The sequence below is a fragment of the Fibrisoma montanum genome (assembly GCF_003583365.1).
In the GTDB taxonomy this organism is placed as follows: domain Bacteria; phylum Bacteroidota; class Bacteroidia; order Cytophagales; family Spirosomataceae; genus Fibrisoma; species Fibrisoma montanum.
The window spans coordinates 326,941-345,920 of the sequence record NZ_QXED01000003.1 but is presented as its reverse complement, the minus strand read 5'-3'; the positions used below and the strand labels follow the sequence as shown (position 1 = coordinate 345,920).

Annotated in this window: 16 protein-coding genes; 11 read left to right on the top strand and 5 right to left on the bottom strand. The window is 55.6% G+C overall.

Going from position 1 to position 18,980, the window contains the following annotated elements:
* Positions 1 to 69: 69 nt before the first annotated feature.
* A complete protein-coding gene (locus tag DYU11_RS11355; protein ID WP_119667791.1) occupies positions 70 to 321 on the top strand; it encodes a redox-active disulfide protein 2 in 252 nt (83 codons plus the stop codon).
* Positions 322 to 426: 105 nt separating this feature from the next.
* On the opposite strand, the gene DYU11_RS11350 is transcribed toward DYU11_RS11355, so the two are convergent.
* The 4 genes from DYU11_RS11350 to DYU11_RS11335 form a co-directional block, all read right to left on the bottom strand.
* The gene (locus tag DYU11_RS11350; protein WP_119667790.1) at positions 427 to 1,392 is read right to left on the bottom strand and encodes an arabinan endo-1,5-alpha-L-arabinosidase; all 966 of its coding nucleotides are present in this window, start codon (positions 1,390 to 1,392) and stop codon (positions 427 to 429) included.
* A gap of 101 nt (positions 1,393 to 1,493) precedes the next feature.
* A complete protein-coding gene (locus DYU11_RS11345) occupies positions 1,494 to 2,165 on the bottom strand; it encodes a DUF3823 domain-containing protein (protein ID WP_119667789.1) in 672 nt (223 codons plus the stop codon).
* 9 nt (positions 2,166 to 2,174) lie between these two features.
* Positions 2,175 to 4,025 carry a RagB/SusD family nutrient uptake outer membrane protein gene (locus DYU11_RS11340; RefSeq protein ID WP_119667788.1) on the bottom strand — a complete coding sequence of 617 codons (1,851 nt, stop codon included), beginning with the start codon at positions 4,023 to 4,025 and terminating at the stop codon, positions 2,175 to 2,177.
* 19 nt (positions 4,026 to 4,044) lie between these two features.
* Positions 4,045 to 7,272 carry a SusC/RagA family TonB-linked outer membrane protein gene (locus DYU11_RS11335; RefSeq protein WP_119667787.1) on the bottom strand — a complete coding sequence of 1,076 codons (3,228 nt, stop codon included), beginning with the start codon at positions 7,270 to 7,272 and terminating at the stop codon, positions 4,045 to 4,047.
* A gap of 640 nt (positions 7,273 to 7,912) precedes the next feature.
* Here DYU11_RS11335 and DYU11_RS11330 point away from each other — a divergent pair.
* Positions 7,913 to 9,022 carry a Gfo/Idh/MocA family protein gene (locus DYU11_RS11330; protein WP_119667786.1) on the top strand — a complete coding sequence of 370 codons (1,110 nt, stop codon included), beginning with the start codon at positions 7,913 to 7,915 and terminating at the stop codon, positions 9,020 to 9,022.
* A gap of 31 nt (positions 9,023 to 9,053) precedes the next feature.
* Here DYU11_RS11330 and DYU11_RS11325 read toward each other — a convergent pair whose 3' ends face one another.
* A complete protein-coding gene (locus DYU11_RS11325) occupies positions 9,054 to 10,229 on the bottom strand; it encodes an FG-GAP repeat domain-containing protein (RefSeq protein ID WP_119667785.1) in 1,176 nt (391 codons plus the stop codon).
* 296 nt (positions 10,230 to 10,525) lie between these two features.
* Between DYU11_RS11325 and DYU11_RS11320 the strand changes: the two genes are divergently transcribed.
* The 9 genes from DYU11_RS11320 to DYU11_RS11275 all read left to right on the top strand — a co-directional run bounded on the left by DYU11_RS11320 (position 10,526) and on the right by DYU11_RS11275 (position 18,879).
* Positions 10,526 to 11,068, top strand: coding sequence for a hypothetical protein (locus DYU11_RS11320; protein ID WP_119667784.1), 543 nt, complete (start codon positions 10,526 to 10,528; stop codon positions 11,066 to 11,068).
* A gap of 983 nt (positions 11,069 to 12,051) precedes the next feature.
* Positions 12,052 to 12,243, top strand: a complete 192-nt coding sequence (locus tag DYU11_RS11310) for a hypothetical protein (RefSeq protein ID WP_119667782.1) — start codon at positions 12,052 to 12,054, stop codon at positions 12,241 to 12,243.
* 65 nt (positions 12,244 to 12,308) lie between these two features.
* Entirely contained in the window at positions 12,309 to 13,163 is an 855-nt protein-coding gene (locus tag DYU11_RS11305) for a fumarylacetoacetate hydrolase family protein (RefSeq protein WP_119667781.1), read from the top strand.
* A gap of 93 nt (positions 13,164 to 13,256) precedes the next feature.
* Complete coding sequence (locus DYU11_RS11300) at positions 13,257 to 14,081, top strand: amidohydrolase family protein (RefSeq protein ID WP_119667780.1); 825 nt, start codon at positions 13,257 to 13,259, stop codon at positions 14,079 to 14,081.
* A gap of 52 nt (positions 14,082 to 14,133) precedes the next feature.
* Positions 14,134 to 14,919 carry an L-fucose dehydrogenase gene (locus DYU11_RS11295; protein WP_119667779.1) on the top strand — a complete coding sequence of 262 codons (786 nt, stop codon included), beginning with the start codon at positions 14,134 to 14,136 and terminating at the stop codon, positions 14,917 to 14,919.
* Between the two features lie 131 nt (positions 14,920 to 15,050).
* Positions 15,051 to 16,430: an L-fucose:H+ symporter permease gene (gene fucP, locus DYU11_RS11290; RefSeq protein ID WP_119667778.1), complete on the top strand. Its 1,380-nt coding sequence runs from the start codon at positions 15,051 to 15,053 to the stop codon at positions 16,428 to 16,430.
* Positions 16,431 to 16,462: 32 nt separating this feature from the next.
* On the top strand, positions 16,463 to 17,563 hold the full coding sequence (locus tag DYU11_RS11285) for an MBL fold metallo-hydrolase (RefSeq protein ID WP_229365782.1): 1,101 nt from the start codon (positions 16,463 to 16,465) through the stop codon (positions 17,561 to 17,563).
* A 165-nt stretch (positions 17,564 to 17,728) separates the two neighbouring features.
* Positions 17,729 to 18,055, top strand: coding sequence for an L-rhamnose mutarotase (locus DYU11_RS11280; protein WP_119667776.1), 327 nt, complete (start codon positions 17,729 to 17,731; stop codon positions 18,053 to 18,055).
* Between the two features lie 65 nt (positions 18,056 to 18,120).
* Positions 18,121 to 18,879 (top strand): endonuclease/exonuclease/phosphatase family protein, encoded by a 759-nt coding sequence (locus tag DYU11_RS11275; protein WP_229365780.1) that lies wholly within the window; start codon positions 18,121 to 18,123, stop codon positions 18,877 to 18,879.
* Positions 18,880 to 18,980 lie beyond the last annotated feature (101 nt).

Genomic DNA, 18,980 nt, shown 5'->3' with positions numbered 1-18,980 from the left:
CATGCCGGCGTTGCTGTGATAAACGCAAAGCCCGGTTCGCAACCCATACGTTTAACCTAAACGAATCAAATGAAAAGTAAGAACCTGAATGAAATGAGTAGCGAAGCCTTGCTCAAGCAGGAGAAGACGGTAAAAGTAGTGACAGGTACGCTTGCCGGCATGCTGCTTTTACTGCTGGTTATGGGAATTGTTATGGCCTTCGAGAAAGGCTTTAATGCGTTTATCATTATGCCTTTCGGCTTACTGCCCATCGTGTTCCTGAACCTGAATCATTTAAAGGAAATAAAGAAAGAACTTGACGCCAGGAAAGACGTGCTTTAGCCGTGCGGTATGCTCTTAACAATAAGGCGTATGGGCGTCGGGGGGCTGCCCAGCTCAGCAGATCCCACTACCGGAGTAAGGCTATCTCCGCGCTGGCCGCACACCTCAGTACATGTCCCGCTCCAGCACCGGCCAGCCGTCCCGAAACGAAAGTCTGCGCAGACTGAATTTGGATCGCCCTTTGTCTTCGGCGTCGTAGTAATGGATAGACACCAGGTTACGGCCTCCCTCACGTAACAGCCCGACGTGACCGGGACCGATGTACTGCCCTTCGGTACGGAGCACCAGCGTGCCGCCCCCCGCCGTTAAATCGCGCCCTGATTTGTCCACGAATGGACCGAGCGGATTCGTTGACCGGCCCACGACGATGTAGTACGTGCTGTTCAAACCCTTGCAACAGAGGCCGTTATTGACAAATAGGTAATAGTAGTTGCCTTCTTTCACAAGGGCGGGGGCCTCCCAGTCGGACTGGCGACCACCGGCTACGGTTTTGACGGTCGTACCCCCCTTGAGCTTGCCGGTCAGCGTATCGAGTTCGGCGGCTCCGATACCGCCGTGGAACGAACCGTAGACCAGATACACCCGGCCGTCGGTGTCGCGCAGCAGGCCGGGATCGATGGCGTTGATGTCCGTCCGGACTTTCGACGTAACGACCACGCCCTGATCGGTCCACCGGTAGTCCGGCGATTGTGGGTTGAGGGTTGGCGACGTAGCAACGCCGATGGCCGACACCGCCGAGCCGAACGTGGAGCAGGAGTAGTAGAGGTAGTATCGGCCGTTCATCCGGATGCAGTCGGGGGCCCAGAAATGCCCTTTGAAGCCCCGCACGGTGCTGTCGATCCAGCCGGGCCAGGTGCCTTTGTCAAAGACCGGCTTGCTGACGGTCCAGCTCCGCAGGTCGGTGGCACTGACGGTCTGAATACCGTTGCCGGTCGAAAAGTACCAGTACGTACCGCCTTCCTTCTGTATGGTGCTCGGATCGTGGGTGGTGAAGCCGCCCTCCTGCGCTTTTGCCGGGCTCAGGACACACCAGAGCAGGCTTACCAGCAGGCAGATGATAATTCTGGACATGACAACGCGTGCGGTTGGTGAACGACGTAGGGAGGAAAGGGTTTGGGTGGATAGAAGAAACCGGATGACAGCGAACTGGCTGTCATCCGGTTCGAAACGGCTTACTGCGCGATTTTCATCACGGGCGTGTACAGCATTTCGGCAACGCCGACCGTTTTGACACCGATCCGGCCGTAGAAGTAACCTTTGCCGACCAGCGACCCCGGCACCGCCATTGAGAAGGCGAGGGGCTTGCTCAGGTCAGCCAGAGCGGCCCCCGTCAGGTCGACGCGACCGGCGTTGTTGTTGATGTCCACAAACTGGGTTGCGCCGACGTACATCGTGACCCGCTCCACCGCCCGGCCCGTAGTGGCCTGCGCCACCTGGCAGGTCGCGGTCAGGGTTGTGCCGCTGCGCTGGAACTTTTCGTTGCGAATCACGTAGTAGGGCAGCACCGGCACGTCGACCGTGGCGGCTCCCCGCACCTGAACGTTGATCGTGTCGGTATTGTCAACCCAGGGACCGTTGCCCCGCAGCCGCACCAGCTTGTAGTCGCCATCGAACAGGGAAGCCGAGAATGAACCGTCCTGCGCTACGTACACCGGAATTTTGGTGAACAGCTGGAAGCCCGGCTGCCACAACTCCAGCTGAACGCCGTTCGTGCGGACACCCACCGGCTGATTGTCGTACACCACCCGACCGGTCAACGTTGATTTTGGCGGCTCGAAGTTGTCTTTTTCACATCCGGCCAGCATAACCGTGCCGACGAGGAGGCTATAAAGGATCGCTTTCATGGTCTCAGATCAGTGGAAGGGATTGCGAACGATTTTAGGATTGTTGTTGATAACCGCCTGGTCGATGGACGAATAGTAGTTGCCCATCTGGAACAGGCGCGGAGCCCGGAAACGGGGCGCTACCAGCCTGACAAAGATGTACTTGCCGTCGCGGGCCGGGTCGCCGGGACGGATCACCCGGTAGGGGTACAGCGCGTACATCATCGCTTCCGGATTGGTCGGGTTGCCGTTCCAGACCTCGTGGGCAATGCGCCAGCGCATCAGGTCCCACACGCGGTGGTCCTCAAACGCCAGCTCAACCCGGCGTTCGTTCTGAATGCGGGCGAGCGTCAGGCTGCTCAGACTGTTGGCGGGGAAACCGGCCCGCTCGCGCAGGCGGTTCACGTACGTCAGCGCTTCGGCGGTCTGGCCGATTTCAAAGGCGGCTTCGGCAGCGTTCAGCAGGATTTCGCCCAGCCGGAACCGTACCCACCACATATCGCTCCGGATACCGCGCGTGCTCGACAGCGGGGTAGGATCGATGTACTTGCGGAGGTAAAAGCCGGTATTCGACACTTCCGTCTGCGACCGCTGCGGCCCCGAACTACCCGTCAGCAGCCTGCCGTCTGTATGCAGCGAGCCCAGGGTGTTGCCTTCGACAAACTGGTAGTTGTTACTGGCGGCATTCCAGACCGCTACCCCCGCCTGAATCTGCACCTCCTGGCCTTTGAAGCTGGTACCCGGGTAGATGACCGTACCGTAGAGCCGGGCGTCCTTGTTGGCAAACGGACCGCTGAGGTTATCGTAGTAGATGTAATCCCGGTCGTCGGGGGTGCGGATTTTCAGCTCACCCGAACTGCCGTCGAGGTATTCGTAGTCTTCGACCAGGTTCAGCACCGGTGTGATGTTCGACGACGACAGGTTATCCTCCCGGATGTTGCGGGCGATGTTGTCGTAGCTGAAGCCGTGCCGCTTGTCCTTGGCCGTCAGGAAGTCCTTCGCCAGGATGATCTCCGGGTTGTTGATTTTCTTCGTGATGGCTTCAAAGAAGTTTTCGCCCAGGATCGGGTTGGCGCGGTAGAGCGAATACGGCCCCGCAATCACCTCTTTGGCGGCTTCGAGCGCCTTGGTGTAGTACTCCTGCGCCCGGCTGGCCGGAATGCCAACCTCACCGCCCGGGGTTGCAATGGGGGCACCCATGCGACTGTTGTACTTCGCAATGGACCCGGCATACAGCATCGCCCGGCTTTTCAGCGCCATGGCCGTGAACTTGTTGGCGCGGGTGTTGCTGCCGGCGTTACCCAGGTCGTTCTTGATCGCGTCCAGTTCGCTGGCAATGAAGTCGTAGACCTCAACTTCCTTGTTGCGCGGAAACTGCAGCGACGACGGATCGCCACTGAAGTCGTAGATGAGCTGCTTGGTGATGATGGGAACGCCCCCCATGCGTTTCACCAGCTCGAAATACGTGTACGCCCGCAGGAACCGGAACTCGGCCGAGAACTGAGCCTTCTGAGCGGCCGACAGCGCCGTACTCTTGGTTTCGATGCTTTCCAGCGCCAGGTTGATGTCCCGGATCAGACCGTAATCCCACAACCGCCAGCGATCAAACCCGTAGGAAATGATGTTGTTGGGGCCGTCGTTGTTGCCCGACCACATGGCTTCGTCGTAGGCCGCAAACTCCGTCCAGCCAATATCGATCTGGGTGTGGGCCGGCAGCCGATCGTAATAGTTGGCCAGCAGGCCCGTGATCATCCGGCTGTCGTTCCAGACCTGGCTTTCGAGAATAATATTAGGCGGCTGGCGCTCGAGAAAGTCTTCCTTGCAGGCAGACAGGCTAAGAGTCAGCAGGCTAATCGAGAGGTATTTATGAAAACGATTCATCGGTACAGTCATTTGTTGATTAGAAACTCATCGCAAAACCAGCGTTGTACAGGCGCTGCGGAGGATACACCAGTGCGCCGTTCGACGAAATTTCGGGGTCAACCTGGATGGCTTTCAGGTTGTCGAACGAAATGAGGTTGGTGCCGTTGACGTACACTTTCATGGCCGACACCCCCAACTTGCTCAGGAACGGCTTGGGAATGTTGTAGCCCACCTCGAAGTTGCGCAGGCGCAGGTAGCGTACGTTGGTCACCCAGAAGTCGCTCCGGCGGCTGTAGTTCACGTGGCTGGGGCTATCCTTCCGAACGGCCGGATACGTACCGGCAATCCACGGACTTTCCTGATTGAACGGATCGGCCCGGTGCCAGCGGTCTTCGAAGATGTAAGCCGGTGACGTACCGTTGTTCTGGAACGGAATCTTCTGTTCCACTTCGCGCCGGAACGTTTGCAAACCAGCCCCCACTACGTCGATCTGCACCGTAAAGCCCCGGTAGCCCAGCGTGCCGTTGAACGCGTAGTTGAAGTACGGCGTAGCACCTTCAGCATACCCGATGGGCCGTTCGTCGAATCCGTTGATGATACCGTCGCCGTTAACGTCCTTATAGATGAAGTCGCCGGGGAGCATGGTCCGGTTGCCCTGTCCGTCGTTATCCACCCTGTAGTCGTCGATCTCCTGCTGCGACTGGAACCGGCCGACGACCTGGTAGCCCCAGTTGATGCCCGACCAGCGGTCGACGGCGGAGTTGCGGTATTGATCCCACGAGTTGCCGAAGCGGGGCTTATAGATGTCGAGGCTCCGCTGCCGCGCCAGGGTTGCGTTGCCGCCAATCGTGTACGTAAACTCGCCGGCCTTGCCGCTGTAGGACAGTGCGCCCTCCAGGCCGCGGATGGCATCGGAGTTCAGGTTGGCGTTGGGGAGCGTGTAGCCCACTTCGCTGGGGAGCAGCACGTCGTACTGAGCCGCCGGCAGTCCTTTGCGTTTGCGCTCAAACACGTCGAACTGACCGGAAATCTTGCCGCCGAAGAGGCCAAAATCAACCCCTACGTTGGTCGATACGTTCGTTACCCACGACAGCGTCGTGATGGGCAGACCCCGGGGGCGGACACCAATCACGTAGTTGCCGTTAAAGATCGCGCTGCCCTGCAGGAAGTTATAGCCGGGCAGGTAGCTGAACGGGGCCACAATGAAGGCGTCGTTGATCAGGTCACTACCCGTACGGCCGTAGCTGGTCCGCAACTTAAGTTCACTAATCACGTTGTTGAATTTTCCCTTGAAAAACGGCTCTTCGCTCAGCCGCCAGCCCAGGGATGCACCGGGGAAGAACCCGTACCGACGACCGGGTGCAAACAGAAACGAGCCATCATACCGACCCAGCGCTTCGACCAGGTACCGCTGCTTGTAGTTGTAATTAACCCGGCCGATGTAGCCCGCCCGGGCCGTTACGTTCCATTCGTCGATCAGCAGATCCTGGTTGGCAAACGACATCAGCGGAATGTAGTTGTTGGGCGGCACGGTATGCACCACCAGGTACTTGTTGTCGGTGTCGTAGCGCTCGTAGGCACCCACTGCCGACAGACCGTGGTCGCCGAACTGCTTGTTGTAGGTGGCCTGCAACTGCATGAAGCGGTCGACAATGTTCCGTTTCCGCCGTTCGCGCCAGGGGTTCTGGTTACCCCCGCCCGGCACTACGTTGTAGGCGTCGGTTTTAGGGTCGTAGGTGTACGCATCGTAGGTGTACTCGAACCCGTCGAAGTCGAAGTTGGAGAAGTTGTACGAGTACGTTCCCTTCACGTTCAGCCCGAAATCAAAATTGTACTGCGCCGTGAAGTTGGCTTTGACGGCCCGCCAGTATTCGTTTATGTAGCCCGTGACTTCCTTCTTGTAGGTGGCCGGGTTAACGTTTACGTTATGGGTCTGGTTGATGTAATTCGGGTTATCGTTGGCGTAGGGCCGCTCGGTGGGCCACATCGAAAAGATACTCAGGAACGGGTTGAAGTAATCGTCCAGCCCCGGTACACCCACCTGAAACCGGTCTTCGATGCGCCCGCTGATCTGCGTACCAATCCGGAGTTTCTTGCTCAGACCCGCATCTACGTTGGCCTGGAAGTTACTCCGCTTGAAGTGATAATCCCGGATGAGGGCGTCCTGGCTCAGGTGGCTGGCTGATACGTAGTAGGTTACGTTGTCGGAGCCGCCTGATACGCTGCTGTTCACGTACCACTGCGGAACGTTTGGCCGCATCACCATATCGTAATAATCAAAGCTCTGGAAGCCTTTTTCGGTACCGGCCTGCCATTTGGCCAGTTCATCCGGCGTGATGGTCGTCGGAATGCCCCGGTTCTGGTCGGATTCGGCCAGGGCGCGAACGTGCTGATAGGCGTTGGCCGGGCGGGGGTAGCGCGTGAAGTTTTGCAGACCGTAGTACCCCGACAGGCTGATGACCGGCTTCTGGCCTGCTTTCCCGCGCTTCGTGGTGACGAGTACAACCCCGTTGGCTGCCCGAAGGCCGTAAATGGCGGCAGAGCCGTCTTTCAGAATGGAAATGTTTTCAATATCGTTAATACCAAGGTTATTAAACTGACCGGCATCGGCTACGATGCCGTCGATAACGAACAGGGGCGAACCCATGTTCCGGATCTGGATGTTGGTGCCACCACCCGGCCGGGCGTCGGGTTGCCGGGCCGTAATCCCCGGAACGCGGCCAACCAGGGCGCTGGACGTAGCAACGGCCGGTGTGCGGATGATCTCGTCGGCTTTGACCGACCCCACCGCACCGGTAACCGTTCCCCGTGACTGGGTACCGTATCCAACTACCACCACCTCATCGAGCGACTGGTCGTCGGCAATCAGCTTGACGGTTACGCTGGAGGCCGACGTGACCGGGACCTCCTGGGTTTTGTACCCCACGAATGAAAACACGAGGCTGGCACCCTGGTCCGGTACGTTGATGGTGAACTTCCCCTGGGCGTCGGTCGTGCTGCCGCGGGTCGAGCCTTTGACGACAACGTTGACGCCGGGCAGGCCTTCGCCTTTCTCGTCGGTAACGGTACCACGTACCGTAATGTCAGCCGCGGTTGATAGGACCGCACGGGTATTCATCCGGAAAGCAGGGCTTAGGTGTGACGATCCGTTCCGGTCATCGTCTGGCAGGGCCAGCGCAGCAGGTAGCGCGGCAGTAAAGAGAAGTGAAAACAGGGTATATCTTCCAAGAACGTGCGAACGCTCGGTGTGTAAGATATTTTTCATAACTTCAGGCGTTTTTGTTCGACACAAATAGGGCAAAAGCATTCCTGACACCCCGCTCGGGGTGCATTGCAGATCGGGAATTACTGGTCAACGGTGCTGGACCCACCGTTGACTTCTTCAAATTTCTTCGGTTATCTACGCATAGGCAGTTATCAGGCTAGGGTTTGGGATGAATACGCATCAGTGGGTTTTGCCACGGACAAAATGGCTGTTGTACGCTGTGAAGCAAAATCTATTTGCCAAAAAAGAAGCCATCTGAAAGATTTTGAACTGTATATATTGTTACCGGTATTGTCCAATAAATCAAACATAAAATACAGATAAGCGAAAACCAAATAAATGTCAAAATACAGTTAGTATTGGCCTAAACCGAGCTATTTTATGCCCTCAAATAGATAAAAACTTCTCTTTTTTTAAGAAAGATGACTCTTTATGCACATTTATGGGATGTGCCGATACGTATAGTCAGTACCCGGTTGGGCGTGGTTTCGACCGGCATTCGCCCCAGCTTTGTTCCTGAGTGATCTTTACGAAATGCCGGATCTGGGTAACACCTGAGACTTTGTGATGAACGGTAGTGACTAGTCACGGTTTGTTCTATTTTTTTGTCCTATTGTTCATAGACTCAACCTGTTTGCCCATGACACCGTCCATGTCCCGTCGCCAATCGCTGCAAACGCTCGCCCTGTCGGCAGGTGGTTTGCTGTTGCCCTCGTCTGATCTGCTGGCTCGCCAGCAGCCGGCTCCCGAAAAGCTGGGTATTGCGCTGGTCGGGCTGGGTAACTACAGCACCAATCAACTGGCTCCTGCCTTGCAGGAAACGCAGGGCTGTTACCTCGCCGGCATCGTAACCGGATCGCCGGACAAGGCAAAAACGTGGGCGGAGAAATACAGCATCCCTGCCAAAAATATTTACAACTACCAGACATTCGACCAGATTCGGAACAACCCGGACATCGACATCATCTACGTTGTGCTGCCTAATTTCCTGCACGCCGAATACACGATCCGGGCCGCTCAGGCCGGCAAGCACGTCATCTGCGAGAAACCCATGGCGATGAATGCGGCCGAAGCGCGGCAGATGATTATGGCCTGCGAAAAGGCGGGCGTTCAGCTATCGGTGGGCTACCGGCTGTATTTTGAACCCCACCACCTGGAAATGCGCCGACTGGCGGCCGGAAAGGAGTTCGGGGGCGTAAAAGTAATCGAGTCGGGGCTTGGGTTTACCGTACCGGGACCGGGTTCGTGGCGGCTGGATAAGAAAATCGGCGGGGGCGGGGCCATCATGGATTTAGGGGTCTACGCGATTCAGGGGGCACGCCGAACTCTCAACGAAGACCCGATCAGCGTGACGGCGCAGGCCTATACCTTCGACAAAGTGCATTTCAAGGATGTGCACGAAACGGTGTTCTGGCAGTTTGAATTTCCCAACGGGGCATTGGCGCATTGCAGCACGACCTACTCGTCCTACGTCGACCGGCTGTACGTAACCTGCGAGCGGGGCTGGTTTAAACTGGACCCATCTTACAACGCCACTGGTGCGCAGGGAATCACCAGCCGGGGAGCCATGAACGTACCATCGCCCCGGTATCAGCAGGTGGCGCAGCTGGATGCGTTTGCACAGAGCGTACTGACGAAGCAGAAACCCGAGGCTTCCGGCGAAGAAGGCTGGAAAGACATGAAGCTCATTGGGGCGATTCTGGAAGCCGCCGAAACCGGCCGGAAGGTAGCGATTGATCTGCGGGCCTGATGTTCCGGCCAGGCGCTTGCTGGGCCGGAAATTACCGCTTTCCCAGCAGCAGTACGTCCGTATCGCGAAAAATGCCAAAGTAAAGATCAGGGAGGCCGTCGTTGTTGACGTCGGCTATTTCGACCGAGATGGCTTCCCGACCGACGCCTTCGGGCAGGTACGTTTTGGTTTGCTCCGAGAACACCCCCTTTCCATTATTGATCAGGACCTGCGGCCCGGCAGTGCCAAATATGTTTGCCAGCACCAGATCGGGGTCTTTGTCGCCGTCGAGATCGGCAAACTGCGCATCGGCGGTGTTCAGGTCGTTGGTTGCTTTGTACCGTTGAGCGGTTTCGTCGGTGAAGGCGCCCTTGCCGTTGTTGATCAGCAGTCGATTGGCGGGGTTCTTGGTGCGCCGGAAGTTAACGTTGGAAAAGTGGACATCCAGATCCCCGTCGCCATCCACATCGGTCAGGTCCACCTTGCGGGTTTCTTCGGTACCGGGCGTGATTGGGAGCCGTCCGGTGGTTGCGTTGGTAAACGTACCTTTCCCGTTGTTGAGGTAGAGCTTGTTGTCATCTTCGTTGCCGAAAATCAAATCCAGGTCCCCGTCCTTGTCCATATCAGCGGCTTCAACGTCCTGGGTTACGTCCTGATCGACCGGCATCCGGCTCGTCGACTCGTTCGTGAACCGGCCTTTACCGTCGTTGGCCAGGAAGTAATCCTGCCCGTCGTTGCCCATAATCAGGTCGAGGTCACCGTCCTGATCGAAATCGCCAGCCACAACGGCATTACTGATGCACTGCACAGGGAACTGATCGCTTACGTCCAGAAACACCCCTTTGCCGTCGTTCAGGTAATATTCATGAATTTTATCGTCCTCGCTTACAAAAATCAGGTCCGTATCCCCGTCCCGGTCAAAATCGCCCAGGGCAATGTCTTCATGATCGTGGTTTTTGGTTGGCAGCCGACCTTTGGTTCCGCTCGTGAAAACACCTTTTCCGTCGTTGAGCAGGATGACGTTTGGCCGGAACTCGGAGGCAATGATCAGGTCGAGGTCGCCGTCTTTGTCAACGTCCAGGGGCTCAACATCCATGGAATTATTGGTGAGGTCGAGCAGGGGCAGATTCGTCTTCGACACGTCGGAAAACGTCAGGGCAGTTGGGGCGGGCGTAATGCAGGCCGCACTCAGCAGTGAGCCGATCAACCAGCAGGCGGTACGTTTCATAGGGCAGAAGTTTACCAAGTTTACTAAAAAACGACGTTCGCCCTTTTGTCAATTACTGCTTTTCTGTTTCGAGGCCGCCGAATTCATCCATTTTGGAGCCCGGTCCGTTCCGTAGGCTTTTCGTGAGCCGCTTTTACGTTTCGTTAACATTGTTTTACAGGTCATTAACAGACGACAGAATAGAACCTTTTAGCTTTGCTGCTCACCGCAGTGGTTGACATCCTTGAAAAAAAGAACGCCTACATGCATCTGATTTTTCAGGATAATGATTCATTTTAATTAAACCTACAGAAAAAATGAAGAAAATCATTTTTGCGCTGATCTTACCACTGGTTGTGGTAGGCGGACTCGTATTTGCCAATCGTGAACGTACACATGAAGCGGCTGAAAAGTCACCTTCAACACCACCCTCTGCGGCTGAAAGGAAAGCTGCATTGAAAAAATGGGAGGCTACCCCTGATGGGATACTGTACAAAAAATGGGAAGCATCTCCCGCAGGTAAAAAAGTATATGCCAGTGAAGCTAAAATAAGGAAGCATATAAAGGCTTTTACCAATATGGAGGCTGTTGTCACCTCTCTTTCTCTTCCGCCAGGCTCACGGTTAGGTTTCGGACTGATGGTCAGGATTGATGGTGATGATTATATTCTTGGTTATGGACCGGAAAAGTCTGATGAATTGCAGCAATTGCATAGCCTGAAGGTTAACGACAAAATAGTCATAAGAAGCCATAGCGTATTGCATGCGCCCAAGTATGCATATCCAATCATCTCGCTCAACCTAGTTGAACGAGATGGTAAAATGTTGTATAAACGTGTCCCTCGCAAAGGCGGCTGTTAAGTAAAGTATGAAATTCATATATGCTTTATTCTTAACGGTTGTTTTTCGCACGTTCTGTGGAGGACAGAATAAACCAGACCTTCCAAAAGACACTGTCAAGTCCGTAATCAACGACCTATTCACTTCTCCCGGACCTGATGAACGGTATGTTCACACGAAGCATGAGTATACTGATTCTTTCGGTAGGCGCCTAATCATACAAAACAGTTACCCTAAAGGTGGAGTAGCTATTAATGGAAGGAGGGGATACACTAGTTTTAGCGGAAAAACGCATGGATTTGGCATATTCTGGACTCGGGTTATCAACGAAACGGCTACCCCGGTAGAACTAACAATTAATTTTCCTGCCGATTCATTCGCCATTTCCTCCGTACCGAACTCTTACTTTAAATTATTACTACCTCCAGACGCAATGACGCTTGACAGGCAATCATTGTATAACTATGGGTATAAGACAGCTGATTTAGTATCTTTTTTAGATACAAGCTTCAATAAACCGACCAGGTTTCAACGAACGCTTAATCCCAAGGAAGCGTGTCTTTTTTATGTCGTAATGCTCAGTTATACCCCTGATAATGGCCCCGTACGAGCCGGACTTTTCGCAAAAGGACAAGACCTTTTTTATAGAATGAGCATAGACCCTTTTGGTTCGCAGGAAGTTTCCTGCGGGCAGATCGTTTTCAACAAGTAATGGGGATCGAAACCCTGCAGATGTTTTTGATAATAAAGGATTTGCCGGCGTACGACCAGCTACTTCGCACCAGGTTCAACACCAGGCTGATTGATAAATTCGATCAATAGATGAAAGAAAAAAACCGCCGGAGTTAGGACTATTTACTGCACCTGACCGGTTAACATCCGGATGATAGTGGTGAAAACGGGAAGAGTCAGGTTTCAAACCTGACTCTTCCCGTTTTCACCACTATTGCCATATAAACCAGCCTTGATCATACGAGATTTCAGCCAGGTAACAGCTGCCTGAAATGATAGCCATTATCCTGGTGGTCAGCTGGTCAGCCGAAAAGAAAAGGCATCTGTATTTCCTGGTTAAAGAGAAAAATGAGTGGGGCATCAGCCAGTCCCGAAATTATCCCGAAGGGCGGCCAACTACGCTGAGCGATAAACCTGGTGAAGGGACGGATGAACTGGCTTTATTTATTTGTAAATGGGCCTGACACTTGATTCGTATGGTTATAATTTGCCAAATCCTTACTTTTCCGGGCAGATACCTTTCTATAGTATGAAACTATTCCGCTTCGGCGCTCCTTCCCACGAACACCCCGGCGTGGTATTACCTACCGGACAACACATTGATGTCACCCACTTCGGTGAAGACTACGACGAAACCTTCTTTGCCTCCAACGGTCCCGAACGACTGGCCCACTGGCTGGAAAGTCACGCGCAGCACTGCCCGGACGTGTCGCCCGATACCCGCTTTGGCCCGTGCGTCAAGCGGCCCTCCAAACTTATTTGTGTCGGCTTAAACTACGCCAAACACGCAGCCGAAACCGGCGCGCAACCACCCGCCGAACCGATCCTGTTCTTTAAATCCACGACGGCACTGGTCGGTCCGAACGATGAGGTTATCATTCCAAAACGCTCGGAAAAAACGGATTGGGAGGTGGAACTGGCCATCATTATCGGCAAAAAAGCCACTTACGTTGAGCTTGATGACGCGATGGATTACATCGCCGGCTACGCCGTTCACAACGACTACAGCGAGCGGGCTTTCCAGCTCGAACGGGGTGGTCAATGGGTAAAGGGCAAGAGCGCAGATACGTTTGCGCCCCTGGGGCCGTATCTGGTCACGAAAGACGACGTACCCAACCCGAACGGCTTGCACCTGTGGCTGTCGCTCAACGGCGAACGGCTGCAGGATTCCAACACCGACGATATGATCTTCGACGTACCGACCCTGGTCAGCTACATCAGCCAGTTCATGACCCTGCTGCCGGGCGATGTGATTTCAACGGGTACCCCGGCGGGCGTAGGCATGGGACTCAAACCGCAGCGCTTCCTCCAGCCCGGCGACGTCGTGGAACTGGGCATCGAGGGCCTGGGCGAACAGCGCCAAACCGCAGTTAGTTATCATTGAAAAAGGAGAAAGGGAGGAAAGGGGAGAAGAGTAACCGCATTCGGTGCCCTCCCTTTCTCCTTTCCTCCCTTTCTCCTTTCCTCCCTTTCTTGTATGACCATCGACGCGCATCAACATTTCTGGTTCTATGACCCCGAGCGGGATACGTGGATTACCGACGAGATGGCCGCCATCCGGCGCGACTTCCTGCCGGCCGATCTGGAGCCGATCCTGACCGAGAACGGCATCGACGGCTGCGTAGCGGTTCAGGCCGACCAATCGGAGGCCGAGACGCTGTTTCTGGTGAAAATGGCTGAGTCCTACGACATCGTCCGGGGGGTGGTTGGCTGGGTCGATCTGCGGGCCGAGACCATCTACGAGCGGCTGGAAGCCTTTTCGCTGTATGAGGAGATTAAGGGATTCCGGCACGTAGCCCAGGCTGAACCCGACGATTTCCTGACGCGGCAGGACGTAATCCGGGGCATCCGGCAACTGGCGGCATTCGACCTGACGTACGACATCCTGATTTATCCGCAGCAGCTTAAATCCGCGCTGCATCTGGTACGGGCCGTGCCGGAAGTCAACTTTGTGATCGATCACCTGGCAAAGCCGCGCATCAGTGAACAGCGGATCAATACATGGTCGAATTTCATGGCCGAGATTGCCAGGCAGCCGAACGTGTACTGCAAGTTATCGGGCCTGGTTACGGAAGCCGACTGGCAGAACTGGAGCAAGAAAGACTTTTTTCCGTATCTGGATGCAGCTTTTGAGCACTTCGGCCCTGATCGGCTGATGTTCGGGTCAGATTGGCCGGTCTGTCTGGTAGCGGCCAACTACACCCAGGTCAAAACGCTGATTGAGGAATACGTCATTCCCTGGGGGGATGAGGTTCGGGCGAAGGTGTTCGGAGCCAACGCCGTCAGGTTTTATCGGCTGTAGCCGTTCAGTAAGCAATTTTAACCGTTTAAAAACAGGTGCAAGCCTGTCGTGCATGTACTTAAACCTAGAGGACAAAATTATTCTGGTTACGGGCGGTGCCAAAGGCATTGGTGAGGGCATCAGTACCGTATTGGCGGCCGAGGGGGCTATTCCCGTTATTGTTGGCCGGAATGAAGCGGACAATCAGCAGGTTGTGGATGCCATTCAGGCGTCGGGTGGAAAAGCGCACCAGTTTGTGGCTGAGCTCACCCGGCCGGACGACTGCAAACGGGCCGTTGAACAAACACTGGCTCATTTCGGTCGGATCGACGGGCTAGTAAACAACGCCGGAGTGAACGACGGAGTCGGCCTGGAACAGGGCAATTACGAAGACTTCATGGCGTCGCTGCACAAAAACCTGGTGCATTACTACCTGATGGCCCACCACGTTCTGCCTGCCCTGAAACAATCGAAGGGATCTATCGTCAACATCGGTTCCAAGGTGGCCGAAACCGGTCAGGGAAATACCTCCGCCTACGCGGCTTCCAACGGGGGGCGGAACGCGCTGACCCGCGAATGGGCGGTCGAACTGCTGCCGTACGGCATCCGGGTCAACAGTGTCATTGTGGCCGAAAGCTGGACACCCCTGTACGCGAACTGGATTAAAACGCTGCCGGAGCCGGATAAGAAACTACAACAGATTGTCTCGAAAATTCCGCTGGAACGACGCATGACGACTACCGAAGAGATTGCTAATGCCGTAGCGTTTCTGCTGTCCGACCGATCCAGCCACACGACGGGGCAGCTGCTGCACGTCGACGGGGGCTATACCCACCTCGACCGGGCGATAACGGACTGAGCTTGGGAATTCGGGGCCAGGTTGGGTGAAGCCGGGTGCAGAACTCACCCCACATTACCTGACGCCACCCATACAAAACCGTCAGCCGAACGACAAAACCTGTACATTTACCTTTTCCAAACCCGCTACTTATGCCCCTCGGACCCACAACCGATAACGTCAGACTTAAATCCGGCGAGAATACCGGCAGCTTCGGCATCGCCTTTGCGCTCGTCACCAGCCTGTTTTTTCTCTGGGGGCTGGCCAACAGCCTGAACGGTTCGCTGATCAAGCAGTTTCAGATTGCCCTCGACCTGGACCGTTTTCAGGCCGGAATCGTTGATTTCGCCTTTTATCTGGGTTATTTTTTTATGGCCCTGCCGGCGGGGTACGTCATGCGTAAGTTCGGCTACAAGCGCGGCATCCTGTTTGGGTTGGTACTTTACGGGGGTGGGGCGTTTTTGTTCTACCCCGCGGCCGAAGCCCGGGTGTACAGTTTCTTTTTGTTTGCCCTGTTTACGATGGCCTGCGGCATTGCCTTTCTGGAAACGGCCGCCAACCTGTACGTAACGGTGCTCGGCGATCCGGCCAAGTCGGAATGGCGACTGAATTTCTCGCAGTCGTTCAATGGCATCAGCATCATTCTGGGGCCAATCATTGGGGCGCTCTTCATCTTCTCCAAGACGGAATACACGCCGGAACTGCTGAATGCCATGCCCGCAGCGCAGGCCGAAGCGATACGGGTGCAGGAAGCTCTGTCCGTTCAGGGACCGTATCTGATCATCGGGCTGATTATCGCGTTCGTAACCGTGCTGTTTGCCATTACAAAAATGCCCGAAGTTGGCGCTGAGGAAGAGCAGGCTGCCGGGGATATACCCATTACGAGTCTGTTTCGTCACCGCCACCTGACGCTGGGCATCATTGCGCAGTTTGTCAACGTTGGAGCGCAGGCTACGCTCTGGGGCTACTTCGTTGATTTGAAGCTTGACCTCTCCCGCGAAGGCCACTGGGGGCTGGCCGAAGGATACATGAACGCAATCAACGCGCTGACCGGTTCGCCAACCGACCTGTCGCCCACGCAGATTGCGGGCTTTCACGCATCGTTTGCCCTGGTGCTGTTCATGCTGGGGCGGTTTGTCGGTACGTCGCTGATGACGCGCATGCGGCCCAACGTAGTGCTGACGATCTACTCCGCCGGAGCTGTGGCGATGGTGCTGCTGGCGATGCTGGCCGGTGGCGTAACCGCCGTCATTGCGTTGAGCTTTACGTACTTCTTCCAGAGCATTATGTTCCCGACCATCTTCGCGCTGGCCACAAAAGGCCTGGGCGTGGAGTCGAAGCTGGCGTCGTCGCTGGTGATTATGAGCATCGTTGGGGGCGCGTTGCTGCCGCTGGTGGCCGGGGCTTTGTTTGCCAGTGGACCGATGTATGCCCTGCTGGTACCGCTGGTCTGCTTTGCATACATTGTGTTTTACGCGGCACAGGGGTACCGAACCCGGGCAGCGGATGTTGAACGGGCTCCGATCGTGTAAGCGAATAAACGATGCGGTTGCTGCGACGAAGTATGTACGTATTCCTCGGATTGATTGCCGTGTTAGCCGTTGTGACCGTGCTGGTCCTGCAACTGGCTACGTTTGGAGCAACGCCCGCCGGCGACCGGCTGACACGAATTGGCCGGTCGGCGAATTATCGGGATGGGCATTTTCGCTATCCCATCGAAACGTCGATGATGGCACCGGGCGTATCGTACTGGCAGCTCCTGATGAAATACCTGCGGCCCGTGGCAAATCGGGAACCGACTAAGCCACTGCCGTCGGTCAAAACCGATCTGAGCCGCCTGGAGGCCGATTCGGCGGGGGCAAACCCGGTACTCGTTTGGTTCGGTCACTCGTCGTACCTGATCAAGGTGGCGGGGCAGACGATCCTGGTCGATCCGGTGTTCAGCGACCGTCCTTCGCCGATTTCCGTGCTGGGTACGAAAAGCTACCCGGGGTCGAACGTTTACACGGTCGATGATCTGCCGGCGATTGACGTGGTTGTCATTACGCACGATCATTACGATCACCTCGACTACGATACCATCCTGAAGCTGATTCCTAAAGCCAGGCAGTTTCACACGGCCCTCGGCGTTGGCGCGCACCTGGCTCGCTGGGGCGTTCCGGAGTCGGCCATCCACGAATACGACTGGGGGGAGGGCGGACCCGCCGGGCGCGGACTGACCCTCCGGGCGGTTATGGCACGGCACTTTTCCGGGCGCGGGCTGGTCAACGGAAAAACCCTCTGGACCGCCTTCGTCCTTCAGGCACCCTCGCATACGTTGTTCCTGGGGGGCGATTCGGGCTACGGACCACATTTTAAGGAGATTGGCGATCAATACGGTCCTTTCGATCTGGCCCTGCTCGAAGCCGGACAGTACGATGTTCAGTGGCCATTCATTCACATGATGCCGGAAGAAACCGTGCAGGCGGCCGTCGATCTGCGGGCAAACGTGCTGATGCCAGTACACTGGGGAAAGTTCACCCTGGCCCTCCACCCCTGGACCGAACCGGTCGAACGGGTGCTGAAAAAAGCCGGCGAACTGAACGTAACGGTCACTACGCCCATGATCGGCGAACCTGTGGTGGTTGGAAAAACATACCCGCAGAAGCGGTGGTGGGGGTTTTGAACAGGTTTGTGGTTGATCGGTTTGTTGTTCGTGGTTTGTGGTTCGTTAACACACAGGTGCTGAATAACCACAAACTGATTAACCACAAACTACAAACCAAACAACCACAAACCGATCAACCACAAACCACAAACCAACCAACTACAAACCTACCAACCAACTTCAATGCGTTACGCACTGGCCCTTGATTTGAAAGACGACCCGGCGCTGATCGCCGAATACGAACAGCACCACAAGCAGATCTGGCCCGAGATTGAAGACAGCATTCGGTCGGCGGGTATTACCGGTATGGAGATCTACCGCCTGGGTAACCGGCTGTTCATGGTTATGGAAACCGATGAAACCTTTTCGTTTGAGCAGAAAGCGCAATTGGATGCTGCTAACCCAAAGGTGCAGGCCTGGGAAGACCTGATGTGGCGGTATCAGCAGGCTTTACCCCTGGCGAAACCCGGCGAGAAATGGTTGATCATGCAGCGAATCTTTACGTTATAGCCCGGTTTTCAAACTGTTTCGGACCAATAACGAGTTATTAGGTGATGAAATCAATCACCGTTACTATGACCCACGGATGGATAAGCCTACTGGTCTGGCTCGTGTCGATTACGGGCGTTGCAGGCCAGAAACTGACCGTAATGACCTACAACATACACCACGGCACCAGCCAGCGCGGAGGAACCAATCTGATTCAGGTTGGGCGATTGATCCGCACGACGGGTGCCGATCTGGTGGCTTTGCAGGAAGTAGACAGCGCCACCGCCAGCAGTTTAGGTAAAAACCAGGCGGCTCAGCTGAGTTACCTGACCGGTCTGAAAGCGGTGTTCGGAAAAGAAGCGAATGCCGAAGCAGGAGGGTACGGGTTAGCTATCTTATCAAAATATCCGATCATTGCCCAGCAACTGATCCAACTGCCAAATCCTGACCTGACCGACCCCCGGGTGTTGCTGTGTGCGTATGTCGAACTGCCCAGCAAAAAGACGGTTCGGTTCTGCACCACGCGGCTCGACGACCGCTCGGAAGTTGGGCGGGGGGTGCAGGCGGCAACGATCAGTGCTCTGCTGGAACCGAGCATTCAGCCGGTGATCTGGGCGGGTGATCTGAACGCCCATCCCGATCACAAGGCCGTGGAGCCCCTGCTGGGCCGCTGGTACGATGCGGGCCGGAAGTCGGATGCCATTACGTTTCCGGACATGGGCAGCCGGACGGATTACATACTAACGCAGCCGGGCGGGCCACTGAAACCGCTCAGTTACCGCGTCATTGAAGATAACAATACGTCGTATCACTATCCGGTGGTGGCAACGTATCAACTGAAATAACGGACGGTTCGGCGGTCCGACGGTTCGGCGATCCGGCGGTCTGGTGGCCGGCGATTCGGCAGCAGCCCGAAAGTGAAAATTTTAAGCGGTCGAAACCCGCG

Coding starts and splice junctions, on each gene's coding strand:
- DYU11_RS11355 (WP_119667791.1), top strand. CDS start 70: ATGAAAAGTAAGAACCTGAATGAAATGAGTAGCGAAGCCTTGCTCAAG.
- DYU11_RS11350 (WP_119667790.1), bottom strand. CDS start 1,392: ATGTCCAGAATTATCATCTGCCTGCTGGTAAGCCTGCTCTGGTGTGTC.
- DYU11_RS11345 (WP_119667789.1), bottom strand. CDS start 2,165: ATGAAAGCGATCCTTTATAGCCTCCTCGTCGGCACGGTTATGCTGGCC.
- DYU11_RS11340 (WP_119667788.1), bottom strand. CDS start 4,025: ATGAATCGTTTTCATAAATACCTCTCGATTAGCCTGCTGACTCTTAGC.
- DYU11_RS11335 (WP_119667787.1), bottom strand. CDS start 7,272: ATGAAAAATATCTTACACACCGAGCGTTCGCACGTTCTTGGAAGATAT.
- DYU11_RS11330 (WP_119667786.1), top strand. CDS start 7,913: ATGACACCGTCCATGTCCCGTCGCCAATCGCTGCAAACGCTCGCCCTG.
- DYU11_RS11325 (WP_119667785.1), bottom strand. CDS start 10,229: ATGAAACGTACCGCCTGCTGGTTGATCGGCTCACTGCTGAGTGCGGCC.
- DYU11_RS11320 (WP_119667784.1), top strand. CDS start 10,526: ATGAAGAAAATCATTTTTGCGCTGATCTTACCACTGGTTGTGGTAGGC.
- DYU11_RS11310 (WP_119667782.1), top strand. CDS start 12,052: ATGATAGCCATTATCCTGGTGGTCAGCTGGTCAGCCGAAAAGAAAAGG.
- DYU11_RS11305 (WP_119667781.1), top strand. CDS start 12,309: ATGAAACTATTCCGCTTCGGCGCTCCTTCCCACGAACACCCCGGCGTG.
- DYU11_RS11300 (WP_119667780.1), top strand. CDS start 13,257: ATGACCATCGACGCGCATCAACATTTCTGGTTCTATGACCCCGAGCGG.
- DYU11_RS11295 (WP_119667779.1), top strand. CDS start 14,134: ATGTACTTAAACCTAGAGGACAAAATTATTCTGGTTACGGGCGGTGCC.
- fucP (WP_119667778.1), top strand. CDS start 15,051: ATGCCCCTCGGACCCACAACCGATAACGTCAGACTTAAATCCGGCGAG.
- DYU11_RS11285 (WP_229365782.1), top strand. CDS start 16,463: ATGTACGTATTCCTCGGATTGATTGCCGTGTTAGCCGTTGTGACCGTG.
- DYU11_RS11280 (WP_119667776.1), top strand. CDS start 17,729: ATGCGTTACGCACTGGCCCTTGATTTGAAAGACGACCCGGCGCTGATC.
- DYU11_RS11275 (WP_229365780.1), top strand. CDS start 18,121: ATGACCCACGGATGGATAAGCCTACTGGTCTGGCTCGTGTCGATTACG.